Source organism: Streptomyces venetus (genome assembly GCF_039540295.1).
GTDB lineage: Bacteria > Actinomycetota > Actinomycetes > Streptomycetales > Streptomycetaceae > Streptomyces > Streptomyces venetus.
In genome coordinates this window covers 86,237-101,462 of the sequence record NZ_BAABET010000016.1, presented here as the reverse complement: position 1 = coordinate 101,462, position 15,226 = coordinate 86,237, and the positions used below count along the sequence as shown (strand labels likewise).

Genomic DNA, 15,226 nt, shown 5'->3' with positions numbered 1-15,226 from the left:
AGAGCGCCAACGCGTCCTCGCACACCTTCACGGCACGGCCCGCCTCGCCCAGGAAGCCCAGCGCGCACGCGAGTTCCACCCAGCCCCCAGAACCCGTCCCACGCCAATCCGACGCCCCGGCAACTGCCTCGCCCCCACGCCGCACGCCCGGAGCAGCGCCAGCCCCGCGCCCGTCCCCACGCCGCGCCCCGCTCCCCTCACCAGGACCCGCCCCGCGCCGGGCCGCCGCTCCAGCCTCAGAACCCGCTCCACGCCGAGCCACCGCCCCAGCCGCAGAACCCGCTCCACGCCGCCCGGCCGGCCCCGCGCCGGATCCACCGGCCCACCCACCCCCCGGCGCGGCGGCAGAGGGGTTCTCACCCCGGCGCGGGGCCACGGGACTTGAACCGGCACGGGCGCCCGGGCCGGAGGATGCGCGCCGTCCCACCGGAGCGGCGCGATCCACGGAAGCCGCCCTACGCCGCGCCATCGGGGCGGCGGCGGAGCCGGAACCACACCGTCCCGGCGACGGCGGCCAACCCGACGGCGGCGGCCCCGGCGACCGGCGTGAAGGCCTCGGTACGGGCGATGCCGCCGCCACCCGCCGGCGGGCCGCCGGCCGGGGTGATGGCGGTGGGTGTGGCCTTGGAGGCCGGGCAGTCGACCTGGAACACCTTGAACTTGCCCGCGCCGTGGGCCCGGTCGGTGAGCCAGGTCAGCTTGTACTGCCCGTTGGGCAGGTCGATGAGCGGAGAGCGGCCCGCGCCGGCCGCGTCGAGGGTGACGGAGCCGCTCTCGGCCGGAACCTCGGGCAGGGTCTGGATGGTCCAGTTGACCGTCTCGCCTCCCTCGAAGTCGAACGCGGCGAGGTAGAAGTCGCACACCTTGGGATCGTTGCGGCGATCACCGGCGGCCGTCTCGGCGGAGTGGATCTTGACGTCCCCGTTGTCCCCCGGTGCGGCGGCAGCGGGCACCCCGCTCAGGGTGGTCCCGGCGAGAGTGAGGGCAGCGAGGACGGCGTTGCGGGTGCCGGCACGGCGCGCGAGGGGTACGAGGGGCATGGACATATCCTCCAAGTCAGATGATTGTCATACAAACATCTCTTCACCTGACTATCTGTCACATGTCACCCGGAAACGCCGGAGCAGCGCCCACGACGCGTCAGATGTCGCTCTTCCGGCGCAACGGCATCCGACCCCGGCGGGGTTCGGTCTGCACTCCGCCCTCGCCCGGCGGCTCCACCTCGCCCGGCGGCTCCACCTCACCCGGCTGCTTCTCCTCGCCCGGCGCCTCTTCCGCGCCTGGTGCCTCCTGCGCACCCGGCGGCTCCTCCGGGCCCGGGACCCCTTCCACGCCCGGCACCCCCTCCGCGCCCGGCGCCTCCTCCTCGTCCGACCGTCCCTCCGCGCCCCGCTGCCCCGGCGACCGCACGGCGACCCCCGAGGAGACCAGCAGGAGCACCCCCAGCATCACGAACGGCGCCGCCACCCCCGCGACCCCGGCGATCAGCCCCGCCGCCGCGGGCGCCGCGACCTGGCCGAGCCGGTTGCCGGTCAGGCGCAGGGCCAGGGCCGTGGACCGGGCGTCGTCCGGAGCGGCCTGGACGACCGTCGTCATGGACAGCGGCTGCCCGACCCCGAGGCAGAAGCCGAGCAGGACCAGCACCACGCCGAGCGCCCACACCGGCACCGGCAGGGCGATGCCCGCGCAGAGCAGGGCGGCCAGCAGACAGGTCACCGTGAGCAGCAGGGTCCGGCCGAGCAGCCGCAGCAGGGGCGTCAGCACCAGGCGGCAGGCGATGGTGGCGGCCGCGCGCAGGCTGAGCAGGACGCCGATCACGGACGGCGCGATGCCCCGGTCCTCGCCGACCACCGGGAGGTAGGCCGTGAGGATGTCGGTCGCGGACAGCACGGCGAGGCTGACGAAGATGCCGGCCGGCACGCCCCGGGTGCGCAGGATGCCCCGGACGGGGACGCGGTCGCCCTTCCCGGCCCCTGACACGGATGCCGTACGGCGGTGCTCGATGCGCCAGAGCGAGGTGAACGCGACCGCCGCGACCCCGCCCGCCACGACCAGCGCGAGCGTGCTGGTGCCCGTCATGTCCTCGCCGCCGATCAGCGCACCCGCGGCCACGGGCCCGACCAGCTGGCCGAGCGCGGCCCCGATGGTGAAGTGACCGAAGTTGCGGTCCTGTTCGTGCGGCGCGGACTGACGGGCGACGAGGGACTGCGAGCCGATGACGAAGCAGAGGTGGCCGAGGCCCATCACCCCGCTCCACAGGGCCATCGCCCACAGGGAGCCGGCGACGCCGCTGAGCGCGCAGCCGCCGGCTATGAGGACCACTCCGAACGGCAGCAGCGGCGCGCAGCGTCCGTGGTCGGTACGGCGCCCCAGGGGGACGGCGGCGAACAGCGGCAGCAGCGCGTACACACCGGCGATCACACCGACCGCACGCTCGTCCGCACCCAGCGCGAGGGCCCGGTAGGAGACGGCGGGCCGGGCCATCGACACCGCCCCCTGCGCGAAGCTGAAGGCGATGACGAGGCGGAGCAGCCAGCCGCGGTTCCCACCGGGCCTCACGATGACGTTCTCCCTACGACAGTCTGGACTGCGGTCAGATGATTCCGAAGAGCATGCCGGCCCCGAGGATGACGAGGCAGGTGAGGGCGGCCCACTTCACCACGAACTTCGTGTGGTCGCCGAACTCCACCTTGGCCATGCCGACCAGGACGTAGACGGCCGGGACGAGCGGGCTGGACATGTGCAGCGGCTGGCCGACCAGCGAGGCGCGGGCCATCTCCACCGGGGAGACACCATGCGCGGCGCCCGCCTCGGCGAGGACGGGGAGGACACCGAAGTAGAAGCCGTCGTTCGACATGAAGTACGTCAGCGGCAGGCTCAGCACACCGGTCACGAGCGCCATGTGGGGGCCCATGCCCGCGGGGATGACGTCCACCATCCACTTGGCCATCTGGTCGACCATGCCGGTGCCCTGCAGGACGCCGGTGAAGACGGCGGCGGCGAAGACCATGCCGGCCACGTTCAGGACGTTGTCGGCGTGGGCGGCCAGGCGGGCCTTCTGGTCGGGGATGTTCGGGAAGTTCACGGTGAGGGCGAGCGCGGCGCCGAGCAGGAACAGTACCGGGATCGGCAGCCACTCCATGATCATGGCGGTGAGCAGGACGACCGTGAGCAGCGCGTTGAACCAGTAGAGCTTGGGGCGCAGGGTGGCCCGGTTCGGGTCGAGGCCCTGGAAGCCGTCGTCGTCGGAGCCCTCGGGGGTGTCCGTACCGGAGCCGGTACCGCCGGTGGCGGCCTCGCCGCCCGTGGCGCCCTTGCGCATGGAGACCTTGTCCTCGCCGGAGCCGCCGGCACCCACGAGGACCGTCTCGCTCTCCTTCTCCTCCTCCAGGACCTCGTCCAGCGTCAGCACGCCCAGCCGCCGGCGCTCACGCACGCCGAGGACGTAGGAGAGCCCGAAGACGAAGAGCAGGCCCACCAGGAGCGCCGGGATCATCGGGACGAAGATCTCGCTGGCGTCGAGCTTGAGCGCGGTCGCGGCACGGGCGGTCGGGCCGCCCCAGGGGAGGGTGTTCATCACGCCGTTGGCCATGGCGGCCACACCGGTCATCACGACCAGGCTCATCTTCAGGCGCTTGTACAGCGGGTACATCGCCGAGACGGTGATCATGAAGGTGGTGGAGCCGTCGCCGTCCAGCGACACGATCGCGGCCAGCAGAGCGGTACCCACGACGATCCGCATCGGGTCCGCTTTACAGAATTTGAGGATGCCGCGGACGATCGGGTCGAAGAGACCGACGTCGATCATCACACCGAAGTAGACGATCGCGAACATGAGCATCGCCGCGGTGGGGGCGAGGTCGGTCACGCCGTCGAGGACGTAGTCGCCGAGCTTGGCGCCCTTGCCGACGAACACGCAGAACAGCGCGGGAATCAGCACGAGCGCCGCGATCGGCGACATCTTCTTCATCATGATCAGGACCAGGAAGGTCGCGATCATGGCGAAGCCGAGGATGGTCAACATGAGTGGATTACCTAACGTTCGCCCTTGAACATCCCACCAGGGCCGGCGGTGTCCGAGACGTTAGGCGCCGTCAAGCAGCGTTAACAAGACGTTGACGTGCGAGCAATAAGCGCAAAACTGCTGGTCACAGCTTTGCTCAGGTCAGGGGCATGAGCTTTTCGGCCGCCGGGGCGCATTCGACGGGCACTCCGTTGAGGACCGCGTTGCCCGACAGCGGGTCGAGCAGCCGGCCGTCGAGGAGCTGGTTGACGTTGACGCCCGGGTCGGTCGAGGCGTGGCTGAGGCGGGTGCCGGGGCGGTCGTGGCCCCAGCCGTGCGGCAGGCTCACCACGCCCCGCCGGATGGCGTCGGTGACCTCGGCCGGTGCGGTCACCTCTCCCCCGGCGCCCTTCACCCGGACCGGCTCCCCGTCCCGTATGCCCAGCCGTTCGGCGTCCTCGGGGTGGAGGTGCAGGGTGCAGCGGTTGGAGCCGCCGGTGAGGGCGGGCACGTTGTGCATCCAGCTGTTGTTGGACCGCAGGTGCCGTCGGCCGACCAGGACGAGGCCCTCGGGGCGTGCGGCCAGGGCCGCGCGCAGGCGGGGCAGGTCGTCCGCGATCGGGCCGGGCAGCAGCTCCACCTTGCCGCTTTCGGTCTTCAGCGGCTGCGGGAGCCGGGACCGCAGTGGCCCGAGGTCGATGCCGTGCGGGTGCGCGAGCAGCTTCTCCAGGCCGAGTCCGTCGGGTCGTGCGCCGAAGCCGTCGCCGTAGGGGCCGAGTCGGAGCATCATGTCCAGCCGTCGCTCGGGGCCGTTGTCGCCGGTGAGCTGGGCGGCGAGTTCGCGGGGGTCGCGGCCGTGCACCGGCGAGTGCGGTTCCTTGACGGCCTTGCCGAGGGTCTGGTCGATGACCATCCGGTCGACGGCGTCGGGGTCCACCCCCTGCTTCCCCAAGCTCTCGGCTTCGCTCGAGCAGGGGAGACCCCAATCCGTCACGGCGAGGATCAACCGGGCCAGGATCTCCGTCTCCGCCATGCGCCCGGGTTCCAGCGGGACCGCGGGGCGCGTGTAGCGGACCTGGTTGCGGACGGCGAGGGTGTTGAAGGCGAAGTCGTGGTGGGGGCTCTGGGAGGGCGGGGGCGGGGGCAGGACGACGTCGGCGTGGCGCGAGGTCTCGTTGAGGTAGGGGTCGACGCTGACCATGAAGTCGAGCGAGTCGAGTGCCTTGTCGAGCCGGTCGCCGTCGGGCGCGGACAGCACGGGGTTGGCGGCGACGGCAAGGAGCGCGCGGACCGGCTCGCCCTCCTCGGTGGCGGTGTCGATCTCCTCGGCGAGGGCGGAGAGGGGGAGCTCGCCCTTGGCTTCCGGATGCCGGCTCACCCGGGAGTGCCAGCGCCCGAGGGCGAAGCCCCGGCCGGGGCCCGCGGGGCGTGGGGTCTTGTCGGTGGCGGCCTGCGGGAAGAGCGCGCCGCCGGGCCGGTCGAGGTTGCCGGTGAGGATGTTCAGGACGTCGACGAGCCAGCTGGCCAGGGTGCCGTGCGGGACGGTGCAGCTGCCGATGCGACCGTATACGGCGGCGGTGGGTGCGGCGGCGAGCTCGCGGGCGAGGGTGCGGATGACGTCGGCCTCGACGTCACAGGCCTCGGCGACGGCTTCCGGGGTGAACTCCCGCAGAGCCTCGGCCACTTCCTCGACGCCCTGGACGTGCGGGGTCGGCTCGACGAGGCCTTCGTCGTACAGCACCCGGGCCATGGCCGCCAGCAGCAGGGCGTCGGTGCCGGGCCGCACGGCGATGTGCCGGTCGGCGAGCTTCGCGGTGCGGGTGCGCCGCGGGTCGATCACGACGAGGGTGCCGCCCCGGGCCTTGAGCGCCTTGAGCCTGCCCGGGAAGTCCGGGGCGGTGCACAGACTGCCGTTGGACTCCAGCGGGTTGGCACCGATGAGGATCAGGTGGTCGGTGTGGTCGAGGTCGGGCACGGGGATGGCGTTCGCGTCGCCGTAGAGCAGTCCGCTGGAGACGTGCTTGGGCATCTGGTCGACCGTGGAGGCGGTGAAGACGCTGCGGGTGCCGAGCCCGGCGAGCAGCACCGGTGGGTAGAGGCCGCCGGCCATGGTGTGCACGTTGGGGTTGCCGAGGACGACGCCGACGGAGTGCGGTCCGTACCGCTCCACGACGGGCCGGATGCCTGCGGCGACAGCGTCGAAGGCCTCCTCCCAGGTGGCCTCGCGCAGCTCACCGTCCCGGCGCACGAGCGGGGTGCGCAGCCGGTCGGGGTCGGCGTCGACGGCCCCGAAGGAGGCACCCTTGGGGCAGATGAAGCCCTTGCTGAACACGTCGTCGCGGTCACCTCGGGCGTGGGTGACGCGTGTGCCCTCGATGGTGAGGGTCAGGCCGCAGGTGGCCTCGCACAAGGGACAGATACGCAGGGCGGTGCGGGACACGGGTCCTCCCGGGAGGCGGCGGCAGCGGTGACGCGCGGACGCGCCGAGCATACCGACCGGTATGCACGGAGGGGAGTCCCTGTCGGGCAGGAGGTCGGCCGCGTACCGGCCGGAGCCGTCAGTCGAGCACCCGGGCCAGATACGCCCGCAGCATCTCCCGCATCTCCTTGATGATCTTCTCGTCCCCTTCCGGCGCGACCCGGAACGCCAGGTGCACCAGGGTGTCGGCGGTCTCCACGGCGACGAGGAAGACCCGGCGCAGCTCGTCGTCGGGCTCGCGGTCTAGATAGCCGGAGAGGAGTTCGGTGAGCCGGTCGGCGACGCGGTGGTTGGGTTCGGTGCGGGCCCCGACCGGGATCTGGTTGCCGAAGTCGACGAGGGAGAAGCCGGGCGCGGAGCGCTTCATCTCCAGGTACTCGTCGAGCACGGCGTCCATGGCCAGGCGCCAGCCGCCCTCGCCGGCCGCCTCCAGACGCTCGGTGACGCGCGCGGAGTACCGCTCGAGGTTGCGCTGGCCCAGCGCGTCGACCATCTGGCGCTTGTTGCCGAAGAAGCGGTAGACCGAGCCGATGGGCACCCCGGCCCGCTGGGCGACGGCACGGGTGCTCAGCGCGTCGTAGCCGACCTCGTCGAGGAGGTCGGCACAGGCGTCGAGGATCCTGGTCAGGCGTTCGGCACTGCGCCGCTGCACGGGCGCACGACGGAGCGATGTCGCGTGGGGCACGGGCTTCATGATGCCTTTCCGGCGCGGTCCGGTGAACCTCGCCCCCTGGTCCGTGGCCGGTCGCCCGCCGTGTCCGGCGGCGTCCCGCGCCGGGCGTCCGCGCTCGGCACCGGGTCCGGGCCGGGCTTCGACGCGGTGATGTCGGCCGTGCTCTCCACGGGGGCGCCGTCCACCGCCCACACCGTGCCGTCGTCGGCGTAGAGACGGACGGTGACGTGGTGCGTGCCGCGCGGCACGAGCTCGTCGGCGAGACGGTGATCGCGGGCGCGGAGCCGGGCGACGAGGCGGCCGTCCACGTAGAGGTGCGCGACACCGCGCCCGGCCACCGGCCGGGCCGCCGCCCCGGCCGGGGAGAAGCGGAACCTCCGCACGGTCAGCCGTACGTCCCAGCCGCCGACCGCGTCGGGCTGCACCTCGATGCCCACGCCGGGGGCGTCCTTGCGCTCCACCTCACGGTAGGGGCGCCCCTCCTGGTCCCGGCCGTCCAGGACCCGGCCCACCGGCGTGGGCGACACCCCGTCCCCCGCGGCGCCACCGGAGCCACAGCCCGCGGTTCCGGCCAGGAGGGCACAGACCGCGAGCATGGCGAGAAACCCCCGTGTGCACGACATGCCGGGGAGCGTAGAACACACGTCCGGCACGGCGGATCGTCCTGGAGTCGGGTTCCGCATCGTCCGTCGAGAGGAGGGCGCGCGGGCCCGCGCGTCCCCCTTGCGTCGGGGAAATCGCAATCCTACGGTGTTACATAGGAATCGAACCCGAGGGAGCAGCGATCATGGGCGATGGGGGTACCTCCCGCGCGAGCGAGGTCGAGCGTGAGGGAGCACGGAAGACCGCCGAAGGGCTGACCTACCTCTCCGGCTTCGGCAACGAGCACAGCTCCGAGGCCGTCCCGGGCGCGCTGCCCGAGGGCCGCAACTCGCCCCAGCGAGCCCCGCTCGGGCTGTACGCGGAACAGCTGAGCGGTACGGCGTTCACCGAGCCGCGGGCCCACAACCGCCGCTCCTGGCTGTACCGGATCCGCCCGTCGGCGGCCCACCCGGCGTTCACCCGCATCCACAACGGCACGGTCCGCACCGCTCCTTTCACCCAGACCGTGCCCGACCCCAACCGCCTGCGCTGGAACCCCCTGCCGGACCCGGCACCCGAGACCGACTTCCTGGCCGGCCTGTGGACCCTCGGCGGCAACGGGGACGCCACCCAGCGCACCGGCATCGCCGTGCACCTGTACGCGGCCAACGCCTCGATGGACCGGGTGTTCAGCGACGCCGACGGCGAGCTGCTGATCGTCCCGGAGCGCGGCGGGCTGCTGCTCCGCACGGAGTTCGGCCTGCTCCATGTGGAGCCGGGCCATGTGGCGCTCGTCCCGCGTGGGGTCCGCTTCCGTGTGGAGCTCCTCGACGAGTCCGCCCGCGGTTATGTGTGCGAGAACTACGGCGCACCCTTCCGGCTCCCCGATCTGGGCCCGATCGGCGCCAACGGGCTCGCCAACCCCCGGGATTTCCGCGCCCCGGTCGCGGCGTACGAGGACGTCGAGGGCCCGGTGGAGGTGGTGAACAAGTTCTGCGGCAACCTGTGGGCGGCCACGTACGACCACTCACCGCTCGATGTCGTCGCCTGGCACGGCAACCATGTGCCGTACGTCTACGACCTGCGCCGTTTCAATGTGCTCGGCACCATCACCTACGACCACCCGGATCCGTCGATCTTCACGGTACTGACGTCTCCGTCGGACACCCCGGGCCTGGCCGGCGCGGACTTCGTGGTGTTCGCGCCGCGCTGGCTGGTGGGCGAGGACACCTTCCGGCCGCCCTACTTCCACCGGAACGTGATGAGTGAGTACATGGGCCTGATCGAGGGTGCGTACGACGCGAAGGCGGAGGGTTTCGTGCCGGGCGGCGGCTCGCTGCACAACATGATGTCGGCGCACGGCCCCGACCGGGAGACGTTCGACCGCGCGAGCTCCGCCGAGCTGAAGCCGCAGAAGATCGACGACGGCCTGGCGTTCATGTTCGAGACCCGCTGGCCGCTGACCCTCACCCCGCACGCGGCCCGGGCGGAACACCTGCAACAGCGCTACGACGACGTCTGGCAGGGCATGGAGCGGCACTTCAGCCCCTTGCACTGATCATTTCCTACCGGTACGGATGGCCCGTGACCTCCTTCGCCCCGGACTCGATCGTCCTGAACCGCAAGCTGCCGCTCTGGTACCAGGTGTCGCAGTCCCTGCGCGCCTCGATCCTCGGCCGCTCGCCGCGGGACCCGCTGCGCCTGCCCACCGAGGAGCAGCTGGCCGGGCACTACGGGGTGAGCGTGCTGACCATGCGGCAGGCGCTGAAGGAGCTGGAGGACGAGGGGCTGATCACGCGCCACCGGCGCCGCGGCACCTTCATCGAGCCGCACGCGCGCCGGGGTTCCCCGGTCCGGCTGCTCGGCTCGGTGGACGCGATCGTGGCCCAGCAGTCCGGCATGACGACCGAACTGCTGGACCACGGCACCGCCCCCGTGCCGGGCGAACTGGCCGAGTTCTTCCCGGACGTGCCGGAGGTCTCGACGTACCACCGGCTGCGGAGCGACGAGAAGACGGGTGAGCCGACGAACCACGCCCGCAACTACGTGCGTCCCGAACTGGCCGCGCGGATCGACCTGGACGATCTGGTGCGGTGGCCGATGACCAAGGTGCTGCGGGACGTCGTCGGGGCGGACATCAGCCGCATCACGGACACCGTGGAGGCCCGGCTGGCCGACCCGGAGACCGCGAAGCTGCTCCAAGTACCGCTGTTGAGCCCGATCCTGCACTACACGGGCGTGACCTACGACCCGGCGGGACGGCCCCTGGACGTGGCCGTCATCCAGTACCGGGGGGACCGCTTCTCCTTCACGGTGACGCTGGACGCCACCTGACCCGCGGGCCGGAGCCACACATTACGATGCCCAGCGTGACGCACGACGACGCTCCGCTGCTGGCGGACCTCATGCCGTGGTCCGTCGCACCGCCGCGACTCGGCCGGGGGTGGCCGGCGGGCCCCGACCCGGCGTCCCTGAAGGCCCGGTGGGACGCCTTGGTGAAGGCCGAGGGCCCCGATCGCGAGACCCTGTTCGAGCCGAGCCGTTCGCGCACCCTGCACTCGGCGGTCGGCCAGTTGCCCGGCCGGGCGGGCGGTACGGAGAAGCTGGTCCGCGCCTCGGGGCCGTGCCCGGAGCCGGTGCGGGTGCTGCTCGCGCCCTTCGACGAGCAGTGGCTGATCCCCGACCAGCGGCTGATCGACGCGGCCCGGCCGGAGCTGTGGCGGGTGGCGGACGAGCGGCAGGTCTTCCTGGTGGAGACGCCCGAATCGCTCGTCGTCACATCGCTGCTGCCGTTGCTCCGCCCCGGCCGCGTCCGCCCGCTGTTCCGGCGCCCGGGCGGCCTGGAGCCCAACCTGGCCCCCGGTCTGCTGGAGCTCCTGCACACGCGCCTGGGCAGCGCCCCCACACCGCTGGACGTGCTGGCCTGGATCACCGCCACGGCCCGACCGGACCTCACCGTCCCGCTCACGGGCGACGCCGGCGCGTGGGCTCGGGGCGTGGAGCGGGGCCACCGGCTGCTGTGGCTGATGCGCCGCGACGGTGAGCGGCCGAAGCTCCCCGGCGGCCGCCGCCCCTACGTCCGCGCTCCCCTGCCCTCCCGGCCCGTGGCCCTGCGCTACGACCGGGACGAGGAGTCCCTGCTGCTGGACGAGGGCCGCATCTCCCCCGTGCCACCGGAGGCCTGGGACTTCGAGGTGGGCGGAGTCCGCGTCCTGGAACAGTGGTTCGCGGCACGGGTCCCTGACCCCGAGCCGGGCACCCTCGCGGCGATCCGCCCCGCCACCTGGCCGCAAGCCTGGACGTCGGAACTCCTGGAGCTGATCACCGTCCTGGCCCTGCTGGCCGAAGACCGGCCCGAGCGGGACGAGCCCGAGCGGGACGAGTCAGCGCCCCCCGACCCCGTCACGGCGACCGAGCTGCGCGAGGCGGGCGTCCTCCCCGCCCCGGCGTCGGCCCGCCGCCCGGCCTCGGTCCTCGACGGCCCCGAGGAGGGCCCGGAGGGGCAACTCGCGCTGCTTTAGGCCCTGCCGGCCTGGCGCAGGCCGGGGTCGAAGGCGCCCAGTGCGTTCGAGTGCCCGTCTGAACACACGGGCCAGGCAATGCTCCAGGAGCGCAGGGTGTGGGGGCTGAAGCTGTTGCTGCTGACGCACCCGTGCCCGACGGGGCGGCCTGGCCGGTGGCCCACCCCGTGGCGGGGTCACTGCTGTGGTGCGCCGTGCTGCTCGGGATCTTCGTACCGCTGGCCGTGCGCCGCTACGCGCACGGGGAGCGAGATGAGCGGGCCCCCGGTCGCTGCCGGGCGGGGATGAGGCACCGACAGGGGGCGTGCCGCGCTCGGGAACACACCTGGCGCCGCTGCGTGCCGCGGGGATGACGGACGACGAGTGCGCAGCGCTGCACCAGGACGGTGTGACCGCCCGAGCGCGGGCCCCTACCTGCCGCCGAACAGCGAACGACGCAGCCGGCGCAGCGGCGCGAAGAGCGAGACGCGGCGCACGCGCGCGCCCCTGCCGTTGCGGTCGTGCGGCTGACGCGCGGTCAGTTCACGCATCAGCGAGGTCGCCTCGACCGTCTCCCGCTGAGGGACCGCGGGTCCTCCCAGCACCGAGAGGTGGCGGTCAAGGCGCGAACTGCTCGCGCTGCTTCCGCAGGTGATCGCAGGGACCCTGGCCCTGCTGCGCACTGTTATCTGTTCCATGTCACTCCCCACCCGTACGAGTCCACCCGGCCCGGGCAGGTTAACCCTATCGCCCCGGCCGGGCACACGTGTATCGCGGTCACAGGATTCACCTTCCCCATAAGGGGGTTGACGATGTATCTCCGATTACTCTCCGAATCCAACAGATTTCAGGGCGAGTTGGACGATGGGCTGGGTGGTGGGCTGCGGCGAGCCGCCGGCGGGCTCGACGGTCACGGCCAGTGACGTCGCCGAGGCGCCGAGACCCGTCGCGACCAGGGGCGTGTCGCCCGCGAAGAGCCCCAGGGAGCGTGGTTGCGCGCCCGGGCGCATGAGCCACAACTGGTGCACGCGGCCGCCCGACGGGGCGCCGTATCCGCCGAGGGTGACGACGGCGTTCCCCTCCGTGGCGGAAGCGATCACTCCGATCGTCCGGCCTCTGGCGTCCCGGCCGCTGCTCGCGCGCGCGTCCGGGGCGGACAGAACGTGGGCGATCTCACGTGACCGATCTTGCTCGGCGGTCAGCCGGTCCTGGGTCCGGTTCGCCTGTACGGCGAACAGTGACGCGACGACGAGGGCCGCGGCGGCGGTGGCCGTCGCGAAGGGCACGAACAGCGGGATCCGGCGCCGCTGCCGTTGCCGCGGCGGCGGCTGGGTGCCCCACACGTGCGGCGGCAACTGCGTCGCCCGCGCGCGGGACGGTTCGCGCACGCTCTCCTGCGGTACCGGGTCCTGCGGCGTGGCCCGTACGGCGGCCATGACCCGGTCGCGCATCGCGGCCGGGGCCGGGGCGGCCGTGGACCAGGCCAGCCGGACGGCGTCCTCGGACAGGGCGCGCACCTCCGCGGCGCAGCGGTCGCAGTCCCGCAGGTGCTTCTCGAAGCGGACCCGCTCCGGGGGCCCGAGGGCGTCGAGCGCGTAGGGCGCGGCGAGCGAGTGCAGGTCCTCGCGGCGGAAGAGGCTCATGCCACGCCTCCCAGGCACTCGCGCATCCGGGTCAGCCCGTCACGCATCCGGGTCTTGACGGTCCCCAGCGGCAGGGAGAGCTGCTCGGCCACCTCACGGTAGGTGTAGCCCTCGTAGTAGGCGAGGGTGACCGACTGGCGCTGGAGGACCGTGAGCCGGTCCAGGCAGCGGCGCACCCACTCGCGTTCCAGGCCGGCCTCGACCTCCTCGGTGACGTGGTCGAAGGCGGGCTGGTTCGCGCGGAGCGCCTCGCGCTGCTCGCGCTCGCCGGCCGCGCGGGCGCTGCGCACCCGGTCGACGGCGCGGCGGTGGGCGAGGGTGAGGATCCAGGACATCGCGCTGCCCCGTCCCGGGTCGAACTTCGCGGCCGAACGCCACAGTTCGAGCAGCACCTCCTGAGCCACCTCCTCCGACTGGGCCGGGTCGCGCACCACACGCCGTACGAGTCCGAAGACCGGGCCGGACACCAGCCCGTACAACTCCTCGAAGGCCTTCTGGTTCCCGCCCGCCACGAGCAGCAGCAGCTCGTCCGCCTCCACTCGGTCCCCCTCTCCAAGGCCGCATGGGGCCTGTCCCCTCACACGAGGCATTCGCAACGCACACACCTCCGGATGGGGTTACGGATCAGCGCGCCGAAAACGCGGGTCGCCGACGATGAAACAACTTTTCAGATCCGCCGTAAGAACGTTTGAGATTCGACCAATCCGCTCTGCCGACCACTCCGAATGGCGTGTGTCAGGCAAGTTGGCACCGAGGACGGACGGCATGACACCTACCTTCAGGACCGGCGCGGGGCGCCGGAGCATCGCGACCGTGATCTGTGGTGCGCTGGCCGCCGGCGGGCTCGCCGCCGCCGGCGTGACCGCGCTGGCACCTGAGGAGGCCTCCGCCTCCAGCCACCGGGAAGCCCCGCTGATCTCGGGGACCCCGCAGTACGACAACACCGACGTGTACGCGTTCGTCAGCCCGGACAAGCCGGACACGACGACCATCATCGCCAACTGGATCCCGATGGAGGACCCGGCCGGCGGGCCCAACTTCTTCACGTTCGCCGAGGACGCGCAGTACGACCTGCGCATCGACAGCGACGGTGACGCGCAGGAGGACCTGCTCTTCCGGTACACGTTCAAGACGCACACGAAGAACGACAAGACGTTCCTCTACAACACGGGTCCGGTCGAGAGCCTCGACGACCCCGACCTCAACATCACGCAGACCTACGACCTCGAGCTGATCAAGCTGAAGCACCTGAAGGCCGTGTCGAAGACCAAGGTCGCCGACGACGTGCCGGTGGCGCCGTCGAACGTCGGCAAGGCGTCGATGCCGGACTACAACACCCTGCGCAAGCAGGCGGTCCACAAGCTCGCCGGGGGCGCCCAGACGTTCGCCGGGCAGGCCGACGACCCCTTCTTCCTGGACCTGCGCGTCTTCGACCTGCTGTACGGCGGGAACCTGTCCGAGGTCGGCAACGACACCCTCAAGGGCTACAACGTCAACTCGATCGCCCTCCAGGTCCCGAACAGCTTCCTCACCGAGTCGCACGAGCAGCCGGTCGTCGGTGTCTGGTCGACGACGCAGCGCAAGAACGCCCAGGGCTACTACGCGCAGGTCTCGCGCCTCGGCAACCCGCTGGTGAACGAGGTCGTCAACCCGCTGAAGGACAAGGACAAGTTCAACGCGTCCGCGCCGCGTGACGACGCCCAGTTCCTGGAGAACGTCACCAACCCGGAGCTGCCCAAGCTCATCGAGGCGATCTACAAGATCCCGGCGCCCGACGAGCCGCGCAACGACCTGGTCGACGTGTTCCTGAAGGGCGTCAAGGATCTCAACCAGCCGCCGCACGTGACGCCGTCGGAGCAGCTGCGCCTCAACACCTCCATCAAGCCGGCCGCCAAGCCCAAGCGGCTCGGTGTCCTGGACGGTGACAACGCGGGCTTCCCGAACGGCCGTCGCCTCACCGACGACGTGATCGACGCGTCGCTCCAGGTCGTCGAGGGTGAGCTGCTGGGCGCGAAGAACGACCTCGGTGACGCGGTCAACGAGAACGACAAGAAGTTCGGCAAGTCCTTCCCGTACCTCGCCAACCCGACCGAGGGGTCGCGCGGCCCGCTCGCCAAGGGCGTGGACGGTGGCAACGACGTCCGCAGCCAGCTGGGCGACGCGCTCCAGCCGGCCGCCGCGCAGGGCTCCGACGACATGCGCCTGATCGCCGCGTCCGCCGGGGCCGGGGCGGGCGGCATCGTCCTGATCGGCGCGGCCCTGATGTGGTGGCGCCGGATGCGGAACCGGGCGTACTGACCCGCTCCCGCTCCCACCTACTGGCGCGGCCCGTTCCCCACCATCCCC

General features: G+C 72.0%; 13 protein-coding genes and 1 pseudogene. 5 read left to right on the top strand and 9 right to left on the bottom strand.

What is annotated here, in order from left to right:
• Positions 1-455: 455 nt before the first annotated feature.
• The 6 genes from ABEA82_RS37145 to ABEA82_RS37120 all read right to left on the bottom strand — a co-directional run bounded on the left by ABEA82_RS37145 (position 456) and on the right by ABEA82_RS37120 (position 7,778).
• The gene (locus tag ABEA82_RS37145; protein ID WP_345666173.1) at positions 456-1,046 is read right to left on the bottom strand and encodes a hypothetical protein; all 591 of its coding nucleotides are present in this window, start codon (positions 1,044-1,046) and stop codon (positions 456-458) included.
• Positions 1,047-1,140: 94 nt separating this feature from the next.
• Positions 1,141-2,559 carry an MFS transporter gene (locus ABEA82_RS37140; RefSeq protein WP_345666172.1) on the bottom strand — a complete coding sequence of 473 codons (1,419 nt, stop codon included), beginning with the start codon at positions 2,557-2,559 and terminating at the stop codon, positions 1,141-1,143.
• 34 nt (positions 2,560-2,593) lie between these two features.
• Positions 2,594-4,024 carry a CitMHS family transporter gene (locus tag ABEA82_RS37135; RefSeq protein ID WP_345666171.1) on the bottom strand — a complete coding sequence of 477 codons (1,431 nt, stop codon included), beginning with the start codon at positions 4,022-4,024 and terminating at the stop codon, positions 2,594-2,596.
• A 136-nt stretch (positions 4,025-4,160) separates the two neighbouring features.
• Entirely contained in the window at positions 4,161-6,443 is a 2,283-nt protein-coding gene (locus ABEA82_RS37130) for a molybdopterin oxidoreductase family protein (RefSeq protein WP_345666170.1), read from the bottom strand.
• Between the two features lie 118 nt (positions 6,444-6,561).
• Complete coding sequence (locus ABEA82_RS37125; RefSeq protein ID WP_345666169.1) at positions 6,562-7,176, bottom strand: TetR/AcrR family transcriptional regulator; 615 nt, start codon at positions 7,174-7,176, stop codon at positions 6,562-6,564.
• Positions 7,173-7,778: a hypothetical protein gene (locus ABEA82_RS37120; RefSeq protein WP_345666168.1), complete on the bottom strand. Its 606-nt coding sequence runs from the start codon at positions 7,776-7,778 to the stop codon at positions 7,173-7,175. Before ABEA82_RS37120 ends, ABEA82_RS37125 begins: the two co-directional genes overlap by 4 nt.
• A gap of 164 nt (positions 7,779-7,942) precedes the next feature.
• Here ABEA82_RS37120 and hmgA point away from each other — a divergent pair, with 164 nt between their 5' ends.
• The 4 genes and pseudogenes from hmgA to ABEA82_RS37100 all read left to right on the top strand — a co-directional run.
• A complete protein-coding gene (gene hmgA, locus ABEA82_RS37115; protein WP_345666167.1) occupies positions 7,943-9,295 on the top strand; it encodes a homogentisate 1,2-dioxygenase in 1,353 nt (450 codons plus the stop codon).
• Positions 9,296-9,321: 26 nt separating this feature from the next.
• The gene (locus tag ABEA82_RS37110; protein WP_345666166.1) at positions 9,322-10,071 is read left to right on the top strand and encodes a GntR family transcriptional regulator; all 750 of its coding nucleotides are present in this window, start codon (positions 9,322-9,324) and stop codon (positions 10,069-10,071) included.
• Positions 10,072-10,097: 26 nt separating this feature from the next.
• Complete coding sequence (locus tag ABEA82_RS37105) at positions 10,098-11,258, top strand: type ISP restriction/modification enzyme (protein ID WP_345666165.1); 1,161 nt, start codon at positions 10,098-10,100, stop codon at positions 11,256-11,258.
• 122 nt (positions 11,259-11,380) lie between these two features.
• Positions 11,381-11,509: pseudogene (locus ABEA82_RS37100) on the top strand (ABC transporter permease); the annotation flags it as partial.
• Between the two features lie 159 nt (positions 11,510-11,668).
• Here ABEA82_RS37100 and ABEA82_RS37095 read toward each other — a convergent pair.
• The 3 genes from ABEA82_RS37095 to ABEA82_RS37085 form a co-directional block, all read right to left on the bottom strand.
• A complete protein-coding gene (locus ABEA82_RS37095; protein WP_039932129.1) occupies positions 11,669-11,935 on the bottom strand; it encodes a hypothetical protein in 267 nt (88 codons plus the stop codon).
• A 126-nt stretch (positions 11,936-12,061) separates the two neighbouring features.
• Entirely contained in the window at positions 12,062-12,880 is an 819-nt protein-coding gene (locus tag ABEA82_RS37090; RefSeq protein ID WP_345666164.1) for an anti-sigma factor, read from the bottom strand.
• Complete coding sequence (locus tag ABEA82_RS37085) at positions 12,877-13,419, bottom strand: sigma-70 family RNA polymerase sigma factor (RefSeq protein WP_345666163.1); 543 nt, start codon at positions 13,417-13,419, stop codon at positions 12,877-12,879. Before ABEA82_RS37085 ends, ABEA82_RS37090 begins: the two co-directional genes overlap by 4 nt.
• 226 nt (positions 13,420-13,645) lie before the next feature.
• Here ABEA82_RS37085 and ABEA82_RS37080 point away from each other — a divergent pair, with 226 nt between their 5' ends.
• A complete protein-coding gene (locus ABEA82_RS37080) occupies positions 13,646-15,178 on the top strand; it encodes a DUF4331 domain-containing protein (protein WP_345666162.1) in 1,533 nt (510 codons plus the stop codon).
• The last annotated feature ends 48 nt before the right edge of the window (positions 15,179-15,226 follow it).